Below are 18,857 nucleotides of genomic sequence, written 5' to 3' on the forward strand. Positions count from 1 at the left end.
GTATCAGGCCACCAGCTCCCCGTCCCCGTCGTAGAGGTACGCGTCGCTCGGGTCGAACGTGAGGTGAACGCCGTCTCCCGCCGCCGCGTCCGTCGTCGGGACCTTCACGTTCACCACGGAGCCGCCCACCTCGACGTTGACCAGCACGTACTCCCCGAGCGGTTCGACCGTCTTCACCGTGCCCGGCACCGTCCAGTCCGTGTTGGGCGCCGCGGTCGACACGTCGATGTCCTCCGGCCGGACGCCCACCGAGACGGTTTGCGACGACGTCTCCGCCGGCATCGGGAGGCTGTTGCCCTCGGCGAGTTGGACGGTGCCGTCGCGGTTCTCGCCCTCGAAGAGGTTCATCGGCGGCGACCCGATGAACTTCGCGACCCAGGTGGTCCGCGGCCGCTCGTACAGTTCCTCGGGGTCGGCGACCTGCCGGATCGTCCCGTCGTTCAACACGACGATCTTGTCGCCCATGCTCATCGCCTCCTCCTGGTTGTGCGTCACGTACACCGTCGTGATCCCGAGCTCGTTCTGGATCCGCTTGAGCTCGGAGCGCATCTCTAAGCGGAGCTTCGCGTCGAGGTTACTGAGCGGCTCGTCGAGGAGGAACACCGACGGCTCGCGGACGATCGCCCGCGCGAGCGAGGTCCGCTGGCGCTGCCCGCCGGAGATCTCGCCCGGGTCGCTCTCCATCTGGTCTTCGATGTGGAGCAGCTCGGCGACCTGGGCGACCCGCTCGTCCCGCTCCTCCGGCGGCACCCCCCTGACCTTCAGCGGGTACTCGATGTTCTCCCGAACGGTCATGTGGGGGTACAGCGCGTAGTTCTGGAACACCATCGCGACGTTGCGATCGGCGGGCGGGGTCCCGTCGACCCGGTCGTCGTCGAAGTAGATCTCCCCCTCCGACGGGTCCTCTAACCCCGCGATCATCCGGAGGGCGGTCGTCTTTCCGCAGCCGGACGGCCCGAGGAACACCACGAACTCCCCGTCGTCCACCTCCATGTCCAGCTTGTAGTTTGCGACCGTGTCACCCCCGTCGAAGTACTTGCTCACCGATCGCATGCTAATGCGGGTCATCGACTACCCGCCCGTATTCATTTATTACACTTATAATTAATCATAGACCATGGATAAGAAGACTGCCGCAGGGGCCCGCTATCCGTTCTCTGTCCGGCTAATTCAATAATTACTTAGCAATCCTTTCACTACGTGGGGGAGATGAGTTCCGGTCTCTTCGACTACACCAATTTTCCGCAGATCTCCGGCGAGCTCTTCCGCACCGTCCAGGGTCGCGACCTCTTCGAGGACGACAAGCGGTTCGTCGACGCGGAGCCGCGCGTCTCCCCCGACCTGGTTCTCGAACGGTACCTGTCCGCGCGCGACCGGCCCGACTTCGAACTGGCGTCGTTCGTCGAGGACCACTTTCGGCTGCCGGAACCGGTCGCCGCCGCTCCGGACCTCACCGCGTCGCGGTCGATGGAGGACCACGTCTCGTCGCTGTGGGGCGCCCTGACCCGGACGTTCGAGGACGACGCGGCCGGCTCGACGGTCGTCCCGATCCCGAACCCGCACGTCGTCCCGGGCGGTCGCTTCCGGGAGATGTACTACTGGGACAGCTACTTCACCGCGGAGGGGCTGGCGGCCGCCGACCGGACCGACCTGATCGCCGGCATGGTCGGGAACATCGCCTCCCTGATCGACCGCTTCGGCTTCGTCCCCCTCGGCAACCGGGCGTACTACGACAGCCGGTCGCAGGTCCCGCTGTTCTACCGCATGCTGCGCGTGCTGGAGCGCGCGGAGGGGTTCGACGCGGTCGCCCCCCACGTCGAGGCGCTCCGGACGGAACACGAGTTCTGGATGGACGGGGCCGACCGCGTCGGCCGGGAGAGCGGTCCCGCGGCGCACCGCCGCGTCGTCGGGCTCGCGGACGCGACCGTCCTCAACCGGTACTGGGACGACCGCGCCCGCCCGCGTCCGGAGTCGTACCACGAGGACCGCCGGCTCGCCGAGCGGGTCCCGGTCGACGACCGGCCCGACCTGTTCCGCGACGTCCGGGCCGCCTGCGAGTCGGGCTGGGACTTCAGCTCCCGGTGGCTCGCGGCGGACGACCTCACCACGATCCGGACGACCGAGCTGGTGCCGGTCGACCTCAACGCCGTCCTCTTCGGGATGGAGTCCGCCCTCGCGGAGTGGCTCCCGAAGGTCGGCCGGGTCGAGGCCGGCGAGCGGTACGCCGACCTCGCCGCCGACCGGCGGACGGCGATCAACCGCTACTGCTGGGACCCGGACGCGGGGTTCTACGTCGACCACTCGTGGGTCGACGGCCGGCCGTCCGGCCGCCTCACGCTCGCCGCCGTCGCGCCGCTCTTCACCGGCGCCGCGACCAACGACCGGGCGGCCGCGGTCGCCGACCGGCTGCGTGAGGACTTCCTCCGCCCCGGCGGCCTCGTGACGACGCTCGAAGCCACGGGCGAGCAGTGGGACGCGCCCAGCGGCTGGGCCCCGCTCCATTGGATGGCCGTCACCGGGCTGCGGCGGTACGGGCACGACGACCTGGCCGACGAGATAGCGGACCGCTGGGTCGGCCTCGCGCGGCGGTCGTTCGAGGAGACCGGCCGCATGGCGGAGAAGTACGACGTGCGCACTGTCGGAGAGACGACCGACTTGGGCGAGTACGAACCCCAGTACGGGTTCGGCTGGACGAACGGCGTCGTCACGGCGCTGTCGGCTCGGCGGTAGGCCCTTCCTCTGCCGCCCGAGCGAGAGCGTCGCGCTTCTGAACGCTTATCCCCGCCGACCGACTTCGATCGGGTATGAGCGACGACGACGCCGTCGACGTCGAGTCCGCCGAGGACGAGGCGGGCGACGCGGCGCGGACGAACGGCACGGCGGAGGCGACCGCCGAGGAAGCGGCCGCAGAGTCGGCCGACGGCGACGCCCGTCACGACGAGGAGGCGCTCGCCGCAGCCGTCGCCGAGCACGACGAGGCGCTCGCGCGCGAGGTCGCGGCGCTGGAGGCCGACCTCGCCGAGACCCGCGAGGCGCTGCGCGAGCGCGACGAGGAGGTCGAGGAGCTGACGAGCAAGCTCGCCCGCGTGAAGGCGGACTTCAGCAACTACAAGGAGCGCGCGAAGCGGAAGCAGGAGGAGATCCGCGAGCGCGCCTCCGAGGCGCTCGTCGAGCGGATCGCGCCCGTCCGGAACGACCTCCTGCGCGCGCTCGACCAGGACGAGGGGAGCGACCTCCGCCCCGGCGTGGAGTCGACGCTGGAGAAGTTCGACGACGTGCTCGCCGACGAGGGGGTCGAACCCATCGAGCCGGAGCCGGGCGAGGAGGTCGACCCGGCGCGCCACCAGGTGATGCTCCGCGTCGACAGCGACCGCCCCGAGGGGACGATCCACGAGGTGTACGAGCCCGGCTACGAGATGGGCGACCGCGTGCTGAGCGAGGCGAAGGTGACCGTCAGCACCGGCGACGGCGAATAGCTCGCGCGCCTCGGTTCCCGCGGCGCGTCAGGACCGGACCGCCGATTCGTAGGCGTCGGCGAGGTCGTCGAGCCCGGCGTTCGGCGCCGCGGCGTGCGGCACCGAGAGCGGCGAGACCGACACCTCGCCGTCGACGACGGCGCGCCGGTCGGTCCCAACGGGATCCGGCACGTCGCCGTCGTTCATCCGGCCCCAGATCGGGTCGGAGAACCCGACGCGACCGTCCCCGTTGCGCTCCGCGCGCATCCCGTACCACGTCGAGGGCGTCGTGACGCGGAGCGGCGCGCGGTCCTCGTCCGCGATGGGCGCGTTGACGTTGAGGTAGTCCGCCCGCTCGAACACGCCGGCGTCGACCGCCTCGTCGACGAGGTACCGCGTCGCCCGTGCCGCGTGCGCGAAGTCCGCGGCCGCGAACTCCCGCTTCCACCAGTCGTCGCCGCCGGGCACGTACATCGAGGTCGCGACCGCGGGCACGTCGAAGAACGCGGCCTCGACCGCCGCGGAGACGGTCCCCGACCGGCCGAGCGTGTAGGCGCCGAGGTTCGCCCCCTCGTTGCAGCCCGCGACGACCGCGTCCGCCTCCGGGACGAGTTCGTCGAGGCCGGCGACGACGCAGTCGACGGGGGTCCCGTCGAGGACGTACCCCAGCTCGTGGTCGTCGACCGCGACGTCGTCGGAGAGGCGGCGGCCGACGGACGACTGGTCGTCGGCCGGCGCGACGACCGTCACCGCGTACTCGGTCGCGAGCGCGTCGTGGAGCGCGCGCAGCCCCGCGGCGTCGACGCCGTCGTCGTTGGTCAACAGGATCCGGTCGACGCTCATACCCCTACCACGGGCGAGTCGGGCAAAAGTCCACCGTCGGCGCGGGCGTCGCGTCGAACGGAAAAGCACACGTATCGCCGGGCCGACCCGTCGATATGGGATTCGGGGACACCGCAAAGAAGATCCAGACCCTCGCGGACCGCGCGGAGCGCACGTACAAGAAGATCAGCGAGCTCCGCGACGAGGTCGACGAGACGCAGGAGACGGTGAAAGACACCGCGGAGCGCGTCAAGACGCTCGAAAACGAGATGGCCGAACAGCGGGCCGTCCTCGACGCCGTCGCCGAGGAGGTCGGCGTCGACCTGGCGCGCGTGAGCACCGAGGCGCACATCACCGACGCCGAGGAGTCGGCGGCCGACGCGGCCGACGACGCGGACGAGAGCGACGACGCCGACGATAACGCGGCGTAACCGACGGTCGCGTCAGTCGTCGCTCGCGGCCGTCTCCGCCCGCGAGACGACCTCGGCCGGCACGCCCGCGACGGTCGCGCCCGGCGGCACGTCCTCGGCGACGAGCGAGTTCGCGGCGACGCGCGCCCCCTCGCCGACGGTGACGCCGGGCAGCACTATCGCCCCGGCGCCGACCATCGCCTCGTCCTCGACGACCACGTCGCCGAGGCGGTACTCCTCGTGGAGGAACTCGTGGCACAGCAGCGTGGCGTCGTACCCGATGACTGCGTCGTCGCCGACGCGGATCCGCTCGGGCCAGAACACGTCGGGCGTCGACTCCAACCCCCAGGCGACGCCGGCGCCGACCGTGACGCCGATCCGCCGCAGCAGCCAGTTCTTCAGCCGGAGGCTCGGACAGATCCGCGCGACGACGATCACGACGTAGTTGCGGACGACCGCGAGCGGCGACTTCGCGTCCGGCCACGACCACAGGGAGTTGCGCGGTCCCGGCGTCGGAAACCGGTCGAGGCGGTCGCTCCGGGATGGGTCGGCGCCGTCGGGCCTCGCGCCCTGGTCGCCGCGTGCCGGCTCGGTGTCGTCGCGCGTCGCGGCCGCGTCATCGTCGGTCACGTCGTCCCGTTCGGACGGGGAGAATAAAAGGGTCGCTCCGGGGGGTCGGTCGGAACGCGCCCGGTCAGCTCCGGAGGTCGTCCATGTGGTCGATCCGGCGCTGGACGAGGTCGGCCGTGCCGATGTCGTGGCGGATGCGGACGCGGTCGCCCGCGGCCGCCAGGGCGTCCTCCGCCTGCGCCTCGGCGGCCGCGACGGAGTCGCCGCGGCCGACGACGGCGAACGCCCGCGACGTGGTCGTGTACAGGCGGCCGTCGCGCTCGTCGACGCTGGCGTAGTAGAGGAGCGCGTCGCCCGCGCTCTCCTCGTCGACCGCGATCTCGGCGCCCGCGTCGGGGTCGGTCGGATAGCCGTCCGGCACCGCGTACTTACAGACGGTCGCCTCGCCGGAGAAGGAGAGCTCCGGGAGGGAGTCGCCGTCGCGCGCGGCGGCGAGCACGTCGACGAACGGCGTGTCGAGGACGGGCAGCGTGTTCATCGCCTCCGGGTCGCCGAAGCGCGCGTTGAACTCGACGACCTTCGGGCCCGCGTCCGTGAGCATGAACTGACCGTAGAGGACGCCCTTGTACTCGGGGAGCGCGTCGACGACCGCCTCCAGTACCTCGACCGCGGCCTCGTAGTCTCCCTCGCGCATGAACGGCAGCGACGGCCCCGTGTCGGAGTACGAGCCCATCCCGCCGGTGTTGGGCCCCTCGTCGCCCTCGTAGGCGCGCTTGTGGTCCTGGACCGCCGGCGTCGTCCGCAGGTCGCCGTCGGCGACGAACGCCTGGATCGTGAACTCCTCGCCGACGAGCCGCTCCTCCAGCACCACGCGGTCGTAGTCGGAGTCGCGGAGGTACGCCTTGGCCTCCTCGCTCGTCACCTGGTCGCCGATCACCTTCACGCCCTTCCCGCCGGTGAGCCCGGCGGGCTTGACCGCGAGGTCGCCGTCGTACTCGTCGATGTACTCGCAGGCCGCCTCCGTGTCGTCGAACACCGCGTAGTCCGGACAGCCCGGGATCGCGTGCTCCTCCATGAACTCCCGCTGGTACGCCTTGTCTGTCTCCAGCCGGGCCTCCGCGGCCCGCGGGCCGAACGCGTAGACGCCGGCGTCGTCGAGCGCGTCCGCGACCCCCGCCTCCAACGCCGACTCCGGGCCGATGACCGCGAGGTCCGCGCCGACCTCGGTCGCGTAGTCGGCGACCGCGGCCGGATCGGTCTCGTCGATCGCCTCGAACCCGTCCGCCAACCGTCGGATCCCCGGGTTCCGGACGCTCGCGCAGGCGTACAGCGCGCAGTCGTCGGCCACGGCGCGGGCGATCGCGTGTTCGCGCCCGCCGCCCCCCACCACGAGTACGGTCTCCGTCATGCCCGACGGGTGTCCGCACGGTAGTGTAAACCTTACTCTCTATCGGGCTCGATATATGCGCAGACGTGGATAGAACTGCGCTCGAAGCGGGAATCGCCCCGGTGCGGACGCCTTTTGCCCCGCCGGGCCGAATCGGGCCCATGCCACAGCCGACCGAGCGGAATCGCCTCGACGGCGAGGCGAGCCCGTACCTCCAACAGCACGCCGACAACCCCGTCAACTGGCAGCCGTGGGGCGACGAGGCGTTCGAGCGCGCTCAGGAGCACGACGTTCCGGTGTTCGTCTCCATCGGCTACTCCTCGTGTCACTGGTGTCACGTCATGGCCGAGGAGAGCTTCGAGGACGAGTCGGTCGCGGGCGTGGTCAACGAGTCGTTCGTCCCGGTCAAGGTCGACCGGGAGGAGCGGCCGGACGTCGACAGCACGTTCATGACCGTCTGCCAGCTCGTCACGGGCGGCGGCGGGTGGCCGCTCTCGGCGTGGTGTACCCCGGAGGGGAAGCCGTTCTACGTCGGGACCTACTTCCCGCCCGAGCCGCGGCGGAATCAGCCCGGCTTCCGCGACCTGTGCGAACGCATCGCCGACTCCTGGAGCGACCCGGAGCAGCGCGAGGAGATGAAGCGGCGCGCCGACCAGTGGGCCGAGAGCGCGCGCGACGAGCTGGAGTCGGTGCCGACGCCGGACGCGGCCGATCCGAGCGGGGCGGACGCCGCTCGGCCAGCGGGCGAGGACTTGCTCGACACGGCCGCGGCGGCCGCGCTGCGCGGCTACGACGAGGAGCACGGCGGCTTCGGGAGCGGCGGCGCGAAGTTCCCGATGCCCGGCCGGATCGACCTCCTCATGCGCGCCTACGCCGGGCGCGGCCGGGACGCGCTCCTGTCGGCCGCGACCGGCACGCTCGACGGGATGGCCCGCGGGGGCATGTACGACCAGATCGGCGGCGGGTTCCACCGCTACGCGGTCGACCGCGAGTGGACGGTCCCGCACTTCGAGAAGATGCTGTACGACAACGCCGAGCTGCCGATGGTCTACCTCGACGGCTACCGGCTCTCGGGCGACCCAGCGTACGCCCGCGTCGCGAGCGAGTCGCTGGCGTTCCTCGACCGCGAGCTTCGCCACGAGGGCGGCGGCTTCTTCAGCACCCTCGACGCGCGCAGCCGACCGCCCGCGAGCCGCGGGGGCGATGAGGGGGGAGACGTCGAGGGGGCGTTCTACGTGTGGACGCCCGAAGAGGTCGACGCTATCCTCGACGAGCCGGCCGCGTCGCTCGCCAAGGAGCGGTACGGGATCCGGGCCGGCGGCAACTTCGAGCGCGGCACGACCGTCCCGACGGTCGCCGCGTCCGTCGAGGAGCTGGCCGGCGACCGCGACCTGTCGCCCGAAGAGGTCCGAGAGGTCCTGATCGAGGCGCGCACCGAGCTGTTCGACGCCCGCGAGGAGCGCCCGCGCCCCGCCCGCGACGAGAAGGTGCTGGCCTCGTGGAACGGGCGAGCGATCTCCGCGTTCGCCCGGGCCGGGAACGCCCTCGGCGAAGAGTACGCCGAGATCGCCCGCGAGGCGCTCGACTTCTGTCGGGAACGCCTCTACGACGCCGACCGCGAGACCGGCGCGCTCGCCCGGCGCTGGCTCGACGGCGACGTGCGCGGCCCGGGGTACCTCGACGACTACGCGTTCCTCGCGCGCGGCGCGCTCGACACGTACGCGGCGACCGGCGACCCGGAGCCGCTCGGGTTCGCCCTCGACCTCGCCGACGCGCTCGTCGACGAGTTCCACGACGCCGACGACGGGACGATCTACTTCACCCGCGACCTCGACGGCGAGGCGCGAGACGGCCCCGGCAACGCCGGCGACGAGACCGCCGACGCCGGGCCCCTCATCGCGCGCCCGCAGGAGTTCACCGACCGGTCGACGCCGTCGAGCCTCGGCGTCGCCGCCGAGACGCTCGCGCTCCTCGACGGCTTCCGGACGGACGGCGAGTTCCGCGAGATCGCCGAGCGCGTCGTGCGGACCCACGCCGACCGGATCCGCGGGAGCCCGCTGGAACACGCCTCCCTCGTGCGGGCGGCCGACCTGGTCGAGACCGGCGGGATCGAGGTGACCGTCGCCGCCGACGCGGTCCCCGACGGCTGGCGCGAGACGCTCGGCGAGCGGTACCTCCCGGGCGCGCTGGTCGCGCCCCGACCCGCGACCGATGCCGGCCTCGACGAGTGGCTCGACCGCCTCGGCATGACCGAGGCCCCGCCGATCTGGGCGGACCGCGACGCGGTCGACGGCGAACCGACCGCGTACGTCTGCGAGGGGTTCACCTGCTCGCCGCCGCGGACGGACCTCGACGCGGCGCTCTCGTGGCTGGAAACCCGGGAGTCGTCCGAGTAGGCGGCCCTACCGACCCCTCGGCCCCCGCCCCGCCGGGACCGGCCGGGTCGGCGCGTCGCGCTTAACTACCCCCGTCACCACGACCCGACCATGTACGACTTCGTCGTCGTCGGCGCGGGACCGCCGGGGTCGCGGTTCGCCCGACGCGCGGCCGAGGCCGGCCGCGACGTCGTCGCCTTCGAGAAGGGGTCGGTCGGCGAGCCGCTCGCCTGCTCCGGGCACGTCTCCGACGACGTGTGGGAGTACGCCCCCGACGGCGCCCGCGACGACCTCCTCCAGAACAGGGTGTACGGGGCCCGCTTCCACGTCGGCGGTCCAGGGTCGCGGTCCTACCCCTTCTACAAGCGAGAGCCGGTCTCCAACGTGATCGACCGCGTCGGGCTCGACCGAACCCTCGCCGAGGCCGCGCGCGAGGCGGGCGCCGACGTCCGGGAGGACCACACGGTCGTCGGCGTCGAGGAGCGCTCCGACCGGGTCGCCGTGGACGTTCGGACGCCCGCGGGCGACGTGGAGCGGGTCGAGGCCCGGATGGTCGCCGGCTGCGACGGGCCCACTTCGCGGGTGCGGCGCGCGCTCGACCTCCCGGAGCCGGACGAACTCCTCCACGGCGTCCTCGGGTTCGACCCCGCGGCGGACGCGGGCGACTACGTCGACGTCCACCTCACCGCGCCGACGTTCTTCGCGTGGCGGATCCCCCGCGGCGACGCTGGCGTCGAGTACGGGCTGGCGGCGCCGCCGAGCGAGGACGTGTCGGGGATGTTCGAGCGGCTCACGGACGCCTACGGCGCGACGACCGACCGCCGCTGCTCGGGCGCGATCCCGGTCGGACCGCCGTCGCGGACGACGAGCGACCGCGGCTTCCTGATCGGCGACGCCGCCGCGCAGACGAAGCCGTTCACCGGCGGCGGCATCCTCTACGGGATGCGCGCGGCCGACGTGGCCGCGGCGGCGATCGACCCGGCGGACCCGGCGACGCTCGCGGACTACGAGTCCGGGTGGCGCGCCGAGCTGGCCACGGAGATCCGGCTCGGGAAGGCGATCAGGCGGTGTTACTCGCTCCCGGAACCGGTCCAGCGGGTCGGGCTGCGGGCGCTGTCCGGCGAGATCGGCGTCCACATGGACGAGCCGTCCTCGTTCTTCTCGGCGTCGAACCTGCGGTCGCTGTTCTCGCGGGCGACCCCCCCGGAACGGATACACCCCGACAACCGGGAGGCACAGTGACCCGATCGGTCGCTACTCGTCGACGACGTTCGCGAACGAGACGTTCTCGCGGACGCTCGTGATCTCGACGGTCGGCTGCTCGCCCGGCTCCGCGTCGGGAACGATGACGACGTAGCCGCGTTCGATCTTCGCGATCCCGTCGCCCTTGTCGCCGAGCGTCTCGATCGTCACGTCCCGTACCTCCCCCTCTGAGACGGGCGGGTCCGGCTGGACCGCGCCGGCGGCCCCCCGAGAGGTGGGCCGCTGGCCGTCGTCGGACGGCGTGCCGTCAGAAGTGCCGTTCGTCTCGGGGACGGACGCGGCGTCGGCGTCGTCCGTCGACTCCGCCGGCGAGTCGGCGCGGTCCAGGACGGCGATCCGATACGTCTCGCCCACGCTGACGCTTCCGTGTTCGATCTCCGAGGCCGGGACGGTGACGACGTAGTCGTCGCCGCGGGACTCCACCCGTCCGGTGTACAGACACGCGAGAGAATCAGTGATTTCGACCATGGGTGCCATTGCGCGCACGGGGATGAAAAGCCACCTGTTCGGGCGGACCACGGGCGAAGGTAAACGTTTACCCTGTTCCGAATTAACCCACGCGGTATGAGCCGAAACTACGAGTCGCTCCACGACCCGAACGCGGAGTACACGATGCGAGAGCTCTCCGCCGAGACGATGGGGACCACCGGGACGCGCGGGGGCGGCCGCGACGTCGAGATCACTGACGTTCAGACGACGATGGTCGACGGGAACTTCCCGTGGACGCTCGTCCGCGTGTACACCGACGCGGGCGTCGTCGGCACCGGCGAGGCGTACTGGGGCGCGGGCGTCCCGGAGCTCATCGAGCGCATGAAGCCGTTCGTGGTCGGCGAGAACCCGCTCGACATCGACCGCCTCTACGAGCACCTCATCCAGAAGATGTCCGGCGAGGGCTCCGTCGAGGGCGTCACCGTCACGGCCATCTCGGGCATCGAGGTCGCGCTCCACGACCTCGCCGGCAAGATCCTCGACGTGCCCGCCTACCAGCTGCTCGGCGGGAAGTACCGCGACCAGATGCGCGTCTACTGCGACTGCCACACCGAGGAGGAGGCGGACCCCGAGGCGTGCGCGGACGAGGCCGAGCGCGTCGTCGACGAGCTGGGCTACGACGCGCTGAAGTTCGACCTCGACGTGCCGAGCGGCTTCGAGAAGGACCGCGCGAACCGCCACCTCCGCCCCGGCGAGATCCGCCACAAGGCGGAGATCGTCGAGAAGGTCACCGAGCGCGTGAAGGACAAGGCCGACGTCTCCTTCGACTGCCACTGGACGTTCTCGGGCGGCTCCGCGAAGCGGCTCGCGGACGCCATCGAGGAGTACGACGTGTGGTGGCTCGAAGACCCGGTCCCGCCGGAGAACCTCGAAGTCCAGGAGGAGGTCACCAAGAGCACGACCACGCCGATCACGGTCGGCGAGAACCGCTACCGCGTCACCGAGCTCCGCCGCCTCATCGAGAACCAGGCGGTCGACATCGTCGCACCCGACCTCCCGAAGGTCGGCGGCATGCGCGAGACCCGCAAGATCGCGGACGTAGCGAACCAGTACTACGTCCCGGTCGCGATGCACAACGTCGCCTCGCCGATCGCGACGATGGCGGCGGCCCACGTCGGCACCTCCATCCCGAACTCGCTCGCCATCGAGTACCACTCCTACGAACTGGGCTGGTGGGAGGACCTCGTCGAGGAGGACGTGATCGAGGACGGCTACATCGAGGTGCCGGAGAAGCCGGGCCTCGGCCTCACGCTCGATCTGGACACCGTCGAGGAGCACATGGTCGAGGGCGAGACGCTGTTCGATCCGGCATAAGCCGGGTCAGACTCGCCTGACTCCGTCAGGCGGTGACCTTGTTCCCCAACAGATAGGCAGATATCATCAGCAGTGACATCGCGAACCCGATGAGCGACGTGATCGCGAGGAAGCGGGCCGTCGTCGGAATATCGATTACGCCGGTGAGAGACATGAGCGCTGTATAGACCGGGAGTCCGACGGTCATCGTCGACACGATCGTCGCAATCTTCCGCCCGTCCTGTTCAGTTAAGTTCCGAGTGAGAGACGATAGGAGGGCCACGGGATCTGGTTCGTCCCTGCGCTGCTTAGTTCTTGTTCGATTGTTGAACTCACACCGAAGGTCTGCGGACCGCCTCGCGTCGATCCGACGAATGCGCTCTCCGTATCCGACGCTCTCGGTATCCAGCAGCCGAACCGCATTAGTCTCCGTGGGCTTGACCAGCGCGGGATCGCCCGACGAATCTAGACTCCGCTCGGCCCGATAGGCGATCGCGTCAGGCCCTTTTCGTCGCGATTTCGTCGAGCTGGACCGAATCAAGCCCGCGCCGGTCGAGCTCCGCCTCGACCTCTCGCACGCGCGGCGCGATCTCGTCCGGCGCGTGGCTGTCGGTGCCGACGGTCACGTCGACGCCGGCGTCGACGAGGCGGTCGAGGAACGCCGGCGCCGGATGGAACTCCCCGTAGTCGTCGAGCAGCCGGCCGGCGTTGATCTCGGGGACGGTCCGCGAGCCCCGGAAGGCGTCCGCGACGGCGGCGTAGTGGTCCTCGGTCGCGAGCCCGCGGAGGTGCGGGTTGCGCTCGATCAGGTCCGGGTGCGCCGCGATCGCGAACAGCTCCGAGTCGATCAGGGCGACCAGCTTCTCGAAGTAGCGGTCGACCAGGTCGCGCCGCTCCGACTCCGGCTTGTCCGCGAAGTGGGACCGCGTGTGGACGTTCGCGCCGTCGAGGTCGTGGACGCTCCCGACCGCGTAGTCGAAGCCGGCGTCGTCGAGGAACTCGGCGATAGCCCCCTCGTGGGCGGGGTCGTAGTCCATCTCGGCGGCGTCGAACACGTCGATGGCGACCTCGTCGCGGACCGCCTCGATCGCCTCGCGGCGCCGCTCGTAGGTCAGGTCGAGGTTGAACCCGAACGCGCGCTTGTGGCGCCGCGCGGTCGAGTCCGGCGAGACGTTACAGTGATCGGCGAACCCGATCCCGTCGAGCCCGGCGTCCGCGGCCGCCTCGACCATCCAGCGCAGGAACGCCCCGTCCGAGTAGTTCGTGTGGGCGTGGTAGTCGTACACGCCTCGCCTTGGTCGCGGGCCGACTCGAAGGTTCGGGTCGCGCGCGACGCGGTACCGCGCCCCGTCCGGCCGCTCGCCCGACGCCTCCACCAGCAACATGATCCGCTAAACGGGTTGAAAGTTCATTTAGAAAATTTTTTCTCGCTGATGATTGGTTTATCGTACCATAAGTACTACTGGCAAGATACGCTGTCGCGTCGTCGACGGGGACGACCGACCGCTCGCGGGACGGATCGTGGTCGGCGAACGGCGGGGCGGTGACGGGGACCGGATCGGCTACTGGACCACCGACGACGACGGGGGGTTCGTTCTCGAACCGGACGGGGGCGTCGACGTCGACGAGGTCTCGTTCACCGTCAGGAACCCCGCCGGCGGGGGGAGCGAGGAGCCGGTCCGGCGGCGAGGACGGCCGGATGGGGACGAGGGTGCCCTCCGCCTCACGGTGAACGCGCACCGCATCGCGATCCACGGGGGGACCGAACACCGCGGGATGAACGAGGCGGCGTGTACCGACGCGGGCCCGATCAGGAGCCACCGGTTCCACACGCAGTTCCCCGAGCTCGACCCGTACGAGCGCGACGACGACCTGCTCCGGACGCTCGGCGGGACCGGCGGCGAGGCCGACGCCCCGATGATGGAGTCGCCGAACGACCCGGTCGGCGACGCCGAGACGCCCGCGGGCTACGGCATCTTCGGGCAGTTCGTCGACCACGACATCACGTTCGACCCGACCTCCGACATCGACCGTCGGAACGACCCGGCCGCGCTCCGGAACTTCCGGACGCCGGCGCTCGACCTCGACTCGATGTACCGGACGAACGCGGAGGCGGCGCCGTTCCTCTACGACCACGAGACCGACGAGCGCAAGCTGCTCACCGGCGAGGCGGGCGCGCCGGACGCCGCGGACGGCGGCGGGCTCTCGGGGCTCCCGGGGACCGACCTCCAGCGCAACGAGCAGGGGGTCGCGCTGATCGGCGACCCGCGCAACGACGAGAACGTCGTCGTCTCGCAGCTCCAGCTCGCGTTCGTGAACTTCCACAACCGCGTCGTCGACCACCTCCGGGGGCCGGGCGCCGACCTCGTGGAGGACGGCGAGTCGGTCCTCGAAGCCGCCCAGCGGCTCGTCAGGTGGCACTACCAGTGGGTCGTGCGCCACGACTTCCTCCCGCGGATCTGCGACCGGTACGTCCTCGACGACATCGAGGACCGCGGCCGGCAGTTCTTCCTCCCGCCGGGACGCACGCCGGCCATCCCGGTCGAGTTCGGCGGCGCCGCCTACCGCTTCGGCCACAGCATGATCCCCAACGCGTTCGACGTCAACGGCGAGGTCGGCGAGGTGCCGCTGTTCCCCACCGGCCCGGGCGACGGCCGGAGCCTCCGCGGCGGCCGCCCCGTCCCGAGCGACCTCGTCGTCGACTGGTCGCGGCTGCTGGACACCGGCGACGGCGACTACCAGCACGCGCGCAAGACGGAGCCGCTCCTCGCGCCGACGCTGTTCGACCTGCCCATCTCCGGGGACTCCTCGCTCGCCGTCCGGAACCTGCGGCGCGGGAAGGCGCTCGGCATCCCGTCGGGTCAGGACGTGGCCGCGCGGATGGGGTACGACCCGATCCGCAACGAGGCGTTCGGCGAGGACTCGCCGATGATGAAGACCCTGCGGGCGCACGGCCGCGGCGCGGACCCCGACTCGCCGCTGTGGTACTACGTGCTCGCCGAGGCGGAACACCAGCAGGACGGCGAGCGCCTCGGCGCGGTCGGCAGCCGCATCGTCGCCGAGACGCTGATCGGCCTGATCGAGGCCGACGAGACCGCCTACCCGAACGCCGCGCCGGACGACTGGGAGCCGAGCCTCCCGCAGCCGACGCCGACAGAGGGCTACACGCTCGCCGACGTGACGGCGTTCGCGGCCGAGGCGGCCCCGGACGGGCTCGTGATCGACGCCGTCGACGCCGGCCCGGGCAGCGGGGTCGGCGGCGGCCCCGGGGACGCCCTCGACGAGTCCGTGACGCTCCGGAACCTCGGCGACGAACCGGTCGACCTGACCGGCTACGTCATCGACCTCGGGGGCCAGCGGGACGGCCTCCCGAGCGCGACGCTCGGCCCCGACGAGACGCTGACGGTCCACGTCGGCGCGGGCGCGGACACCGACTCCGACCACTACCTCGGCCGCGGCGCGCCCGCGCTCGACGACGAGGGCGAGGTCGTCGCCGTGTACGACGCGGACGGCGAGCGGACGACGAGGCGGCGCTACGTCGGCTGACCGCCGCGGCTTCGCCGCCGAACTCCGGGGCAACCGCGAGGTACCTGCGGCCGGCGCGCGGCCGCGTCACCGCCCCCCGCCGACGACCGCGTTCGCGGAGATGACGAGGAACGCGAGCCCGGACATGCCGGCGATGACGGCGAACGACGCGGCCCAGCCGAGCAGGTCCGCGACGAGGCCGACGCCGACGGAGCCGGCCGAGCCGATGACGGTGTAGACGGTCCGGATCAGGCCGAACCCGGCGCCGCGCTCCGCGTCGCCGAGCGCGTCCATGAAGCGCGGGTCGATGGCCGAGAAGAAGCTCGACCCGAGGCCGGCGAGGAAGACGGCGACGCCGAGCCCCGCGACCGCGGGGAGCGCGGGGAGCCCAATCGCGGTCGGGAGCCGCAGGAGGTCGGAGAGCGCGACCAGCGCGCCGAGGCCGAGAGCCCCGCCGAGGAGGGCCGCGGCGATGCTCGCGTCGCGGCCCAGCCGGTCGGAGAGCCGCCCGAGCCCGACCTGCGCGCCGGCGCGGACGACGAAGAACGCCGAGAAGACGCCGCCCGCGAAGGCGGGCGAGTACCCGCGGAGCTCGACGAGGAACGTCGGGAGGAAGGAGATGACGCCCTGCGCGACGTACGTCCCCAGCGTCGCCACCGCGAGCGGGACGAGGACCTCGCGGCGCCCGACCAGTTCGAGCAGCGGCGCGAGCCGGAGCCGCTCGGCCATCGGCTGGTCCGGGCGCCGCGGCTCGGTCGGACGGACGCGGCGCGCGAACAGGGCGAAGATGGGGACGCCGACGAGCGCGGCCAGCGCGACCCCTGGCCGCCAGCCGTAGCGGAACCCCACCCACGTCGCGGCCACCGGCGCGACCAGCCCCGCGAGCGGCCCGCCGAGCGAGTGGATCCCGACCGCGGTGCCGAGGTCGTCGAACGTCCGCGAGAGCAGCGTGGTCGCCACCGCGTAGTGGAGCCCCGCCGCGAGCCCGAGCAGCACCGCGGCCAGCACGAACGCGGGGAAGACCGGCACGACGGCGAGCAGGAGGCTCGTCGCGGTCGTCCCGCCCACGGCGACGAGGATCACGCGGCGCTCGCCGTACCGGTCGGCGAGGATGCCGCTCGGGAACTGCGAGAGCCCGTAGGCGAACCACATGCCGGAGAGCGCGACCCCCACCGCGGTGTTCGACACGCCGAAGTCGTCGATGATCAGGGGCACGACCGGGCTGATCGCCAGCCTGGCGAAGTACGTCACGAAGAACGCGAGCATACACAGCGTCAGCACCGAGTGGCGGTACCGCCAGTTCATCCGACAGTCACGCTCGGGTGGTCGGCCCGGGCCGCGTCAACGCTTTCGGTTCCAGCGAACGCGACGGCGGGCCCATGCCCTCGACAGCGGTCCGCGCCGACGGCGGCGACCGCCGACGGTCGGGCGGGGTCGCCTCACTCGACGGCGCCCGGGTCGACTCGGCTGCCGACCCACAGCAGCGTGGCGCAGAGCCCGGCCACCGAGACCGGGAGGAACCAACGCAGCGCGGCGAGCAGCCCGGCGGAGGCCTGGACCCCGATCACGAGCAGGAGCGTCGGGCCGCAGCAGGCGAACCCGGAGAGCAGCCCGGGGACTCCCGCGACCGCCCCCGCGCCGGCGCCGATCCGACAGGCCGCGGGCCCCCGCCAGGCGACGACCGAGACCGCGAGCGTGACTCCCACGAGCGCGGCCAGCGCCGCGCCGAGGGCCGCGTTGACCGGCGAGAAGAGGTACTCGACCGGGCCGGCGGACAGCAGCGCCACGGGCTCGTACTGGAACGGCGCGACCCGCCGCGCCGCGAGCGCCAGCGGGTCGCCCGCGACGACGAGGTCGACCGTCGGGACTGCCCGCCCGGCGTCACTCGCGGCCCCTCCCTCGCGGAGCCCAAGGTGACCGAGTCCGACGAGGTACGCGAGGAGGTACCCGCCCGCTGCGATCAGCGCCGTCGCCCGGCCGTCGCGTCGACCGAGCGCCGCGCGGACCGCGAACCCGGTCCGGCGCAGCAGTCCGGCGACCCGCGCGCCCGGCGACTCGGCCGACGCGGGGGCCTCAGCGGTCATCCCCCGCCCCCGTGTGCTCGCCGACGAACGCGGTGTCGGGGTAGAACCCGGCCCACGCGAACCACATGGCGTCGAACGCGAGGACCTCCTCTAACGGGAGGTCGGCCGCGGCGAACCCGCCGCCCTCGCCACCGACGCGGTACCCGTCGCCGTCCGACTCGACGGAGAGCCCCTCGGGGTTGCGGTAGACGTGGCCGGTCGCGAGCCCCGGGTCGGCGACGGCGACGACGCGCGCGCCGCTCTCGCCGACCCTCCCCGTCAGCGTGCGCTCCGCGAGCAGCGTCGCCTTGTCGAACGCGACGGCGCCCGCCGCCGTCCGCGCCCCGATGACGACCGACTTCGGGTGCCCCTCCTCCGGCGACGCGAGCGGCGGGAACGCGGTCCGCTCCTGGGCGTAGTAGCCGCCGAGCGGGGCGTACGTCCCGTAGGGGTCGCTCTCGTACCGGCGGACGTACCCGGTCTCGTCGGTCATGACGAGCGAGTCCGGGTGGCGGTCGGCCCACGCCTCGGCCGCCGTCCACGTGACCCGGAACTCGTCGAGCGTCTCCCCGGCCAGCGGGCCGTCGATCCCCGTGGCGAGCATCTGCGGCCACCAGCTGTCGGTCCCCCGGTCGTACATGATCAGGTTCGAGTTGACGAGGCGCCCGGAGACGCCGAAGGTCGTGTCGCCCCGGCGGAACCCCTGCGCCGTCCCGGTCAGCGGACAGTACGTGACCGCGACCGGCTCGCCGCCGACCACGTCGTTGACGATCTCGTGATGCGCGAGCAGGTGGCGGGGGTACGCTTTCGCCGCACCGCCGCGGACGACGCCGAACACCGGCGTGCCCCGCGCGAAGTTCACCTCACCGATCGGGCGGAACGAGGGGTCGTCGACGGAGGGTATCCCGTCCTTGCCCACGCCGCCGTCGAGGGACCGCGACACCAGGCGCTCGGGCTCGTAGGCGACGTGGTACTCCGCCTCGACGGTCGGCGGCGGGCCGCCGCCGTCGCTCGCCGCGTCGCCGTCCGGGCCCTCGCCGCCGGGGCCGCCTCCGCTGCCGCCGCCGACGCAGCCGGCGAGACCGAGGGCGCCGGCCGACGCGAATCCGGCGAGCATCGACCGACGAGTCCGGTTCATACCGACCGCTCGGGGGGCGAACGAGTAAAATCCGAAGCGTGGGTGTGTTTCGCACGCACAGCCGCCC

General features: G+C 72.0%; 17 protein-coding genes. 7 read left to right on the top strand and 10 right to left on the bottom strand.

Annotation, left to right across the window (positions count from 1 at the left end; translation table 11 throughout):
* Positions 1–3: 3 nt before the first annotated feature.
* Positions 4–1,053: an ABC transporter ATP-binding protein gene (locus HPS36_RS13455; RefSeq protein ID WP_173230831.1), complete on the bottom strand. Its 1,050-nt coding sequence runs from the start codon at positions 1,051–1,053 to the stop codon at positions 4–6.
* 156 nt (positions 1,054–1,209) lie between these two features.
* Here HPS36_RS13455 and HPS36_RS13460 point away from each other — a divergent pair, with 156 nt between their 5' ends.
* Both HPS36_RS13460 and HPS36_RS13465 read left to right on the top strand, forming a co-directional pair.
* Positions 1,210–2,730, top strand: a complete 1,521-nt coding sequence (locus HPS36_RS13460; protein ID WP_173230536.1) for a trehalase family glycosidase — start codon at positions 1,210–1,212, stop codon at positions 2,728–2,730.
* Between the two features lie 74 nt (positions 2,731–2,804).
* The gene (locus tag HPS36_RS13465; protein ID WP_173230537.1) at positions 2,805–3,476 is read left to right on the top strand and encodes a nucleotide exchange factor GrpE; all 672 of its coding nucleotides are present in this window, start codon (positions 2,805–2,807) and stop codon (positions 3,474–3,476) included.
* Positions 3,477–3,503: 27 nt separating this feature from the next.
* On the opposite strand, the gene surE is transcribed toward HPS36_RS13465, so the two are convergent.
* Positions 3,504–4,298 (bottom strand): 5'/3'-nucleotidase SurE, encoded by a 795-nt coding sequence (gene surE, locus HPS36_RS13470; RefSeq protein WP_173230538.1) that lies wholly within the window; start codon positions 4,296–4,298, stop codon positions 3,504–3,506.
* Between the two features lie 95 nt (positions 4,299–4,393).
* Between surE and HPS36_RS13475 the strand changes: the two genes are divergently transcribed.
* Positions 4,394–4,708 carry a DUF5798 family protein gene (locus tag HPS36_RS13475; protein WP_173230539.1) on the top strand — a complete coding sequence of 105 codons (315 nt, stop codon included), beginning with the start codon at positions 4,394–4,396 and terminating at the stop codon, positions 4,706–4,708.
* A 12-nt stretch (positions 4,709–4,720) separates the two neighbouring features.
* On the opposite strand, the gene HPS36_RS13480 is transcribed toward HPS36_RS13475, so the two are convergent.
* Together HPS36_RS13480 and purD are read right to left on the bottom strand one after the other, a co-directional pair.
* Positions 4,721–5,317, bottom strand: coding sequence for an acyltransferase (locus tag HPS36_RS13480; RefSeq protein ID WP_173230540.1), 597 nt, complete (start codon positions 5,315–5,317; stop codon positions 4,721–4,723).
* 64 nt (positions 5,318–5,381) lie between these two features.
* Complete coding sequence (gene purD, locus HPS36_RS13485; RefSeq protein ID WP_173230541.1) at positions 5,382–6,665, bottom strand: phosphoribosylamine--glycine ligase; 1,284 nt, start codon at positions 6,663–6,665, stop codon at positions 5,382–5,384.
* Positions 6,666–6,805: 140 nt separating this feature from the next.
* Here purD and HPS36_RS13490 point away from each other — a divergent pair, with 140 nt between their 5' ends.
* Both HPS36_RS13490 and HPS36_RS13495 read left to right on the top strand, forming a co-directional pair.
* Entirely contained in the window at positions 6,806–9,040 is a 2,235-nt protein-coding gene (locus HPS36_RS13490) for a thioredoxin domain-containing protein (protein WP_173230542.1), read from the top strand.
* A gap of 90 nt (positions 9,041–9,130) precedes the next feature.
* The gene (locus HPS36_RS13495; protein WP_173230543.1) at positions 9,131–10,261 is read left to right on the top strand and encodes a geranylgeranyl reductase family protein; all 1,131 of its coding nucleotides are present in this window, start codon (positions 9,131–9,133) and stop codon (positions 10,259–10,261) included.
* Positions 10,262–10,273: 12 nt separating this feature from the next.
* Here the strand turns inward: HPS36_RS13495 and HPS36_RS13500 are convergent, their stop codons facing one another.
* Entirely contained in the window at positions 10,274–10,750 is a 477-nt protein-coding gene (locus tag HPS36_RS13500; RefSeq protein WP_173230544.1) for a TRAM domain-containing protein, read from the bottom strand.
* Positions 10,751–10,846: 96 nt separating this feature from the next.
* On the opposite strand from HPS36_RS13500, the gene HPS36_RS13505 reads away from it, so the two are divergent.
* Complete coding sequence (locus tag HPS36_RS13505) at positions 10,847–12,085, top strand: mandelate racemase/muconate lactonizing enzyme family protein (protein WP_173230545.1); 1,239 nt, start codon at positions 10,847–10,849, stop codon at positions 12,083–12,085.
* A 25-nt stretch (positions 12,086–12,110) separates the two neighbouring features.
* Here the strand turns inward: HPS36_RS13505 and HPS36_RS13510 are convergent, their stop codons facing one another.
* Positions 12,111–12,347, bottom strand: coding sequence for a hypothetical protein (locus HPS36_RS13510; RefSeq protein WP_173230546.1), 237 nt, complete (start codon positions 12,345–12,347; stop codon positions 12,111–12,113).
* 214 nt (positions 12,348–12,561) lie between these two features.
* Positions 12,562–13,350, bottom strand: a complete 789-nt coding sequence (locus HPS36_RS13515) for a PHP domain-containing protein (RefSeq protein WP_173230832.1) — start codon at positions 13,348–13,350, stop codon at positions 12,562–12,564.
* 235 nt (positions 13,351–13,585) lie between these two features.
* On the opposite strand from HPS36_RS13515, the gene HPS36_RS13520 reads away from it, so the two are divergent.
* On the top strand, positions 13,586–15,610 hold the full coding sequence (locus HPS36_RS13520) for a peroxidase family protein (protein WP_235681710.1): 2,025 nt from the start codon (positions 13,586–13,588) through the stop codon (positions 15,608–15,610).
* A gap of 66 nt (positions 15,611–15,676) precedes the next feature.
* Here HPS36_RS13520 and HPS36_RS13525 read toward each other — a convergent pair whose 3' ends face one another.
* From HPS36_RS13525 to HPS36_RS13535, 3 genes are all read right to left on the bottom strand, one after another.
* The gene (locus tag HPS36_RS13525; RefSeq protein ID WP_173230547.1) at positions 15,677–16,894 is read right to left on the bottom strand and encodes an MFS transporter; all 1,218 of its coding nucleotides are present in this window, start codon (positions 16,892–16,894) and stop codon (positions 15,677–15,679) included.
* 134 nt (positions 16,895–17,028) lie between these two features.
* Positions 17,029–17,673: a hypothetical protein gene (locus HPS36_RS13530; protein WP_173230548.1), complete on the bottom strand. Its 645-nt coding sequence runs from the start codon at positions 17,671–17,673 to the stop codon at positions 17,029–17,031.
* Positions 17,663–18,790 carry a DUF3179 domain-containing protein gene (locus HPS36_RS13535; protein ID WP_173230549.1) on the bottom strand — a complete coding sequence of 376 codons (1,128 nt, stop codon included), beginning with the start codon at positions 18,788–18,790 and terminating at the stop codon, positions 17,663–17,665. The genes HPS36_RS13530 and HPS36_RS13535 overlap by 11 nt, the downstream gene beginning before the upstream one ends.
* Positions 18,791–18,857 lie beyond the last annotated feature (67 nt).

It is taken from the genome of Halorubrum salinarum (assembly GCF_013267195.1).
GTDB lineage: Archaea > Halobacteriota > Halobacteria > Halobacteriales > Haloferacaceae > Halorubrum > Halorubrum salinarum.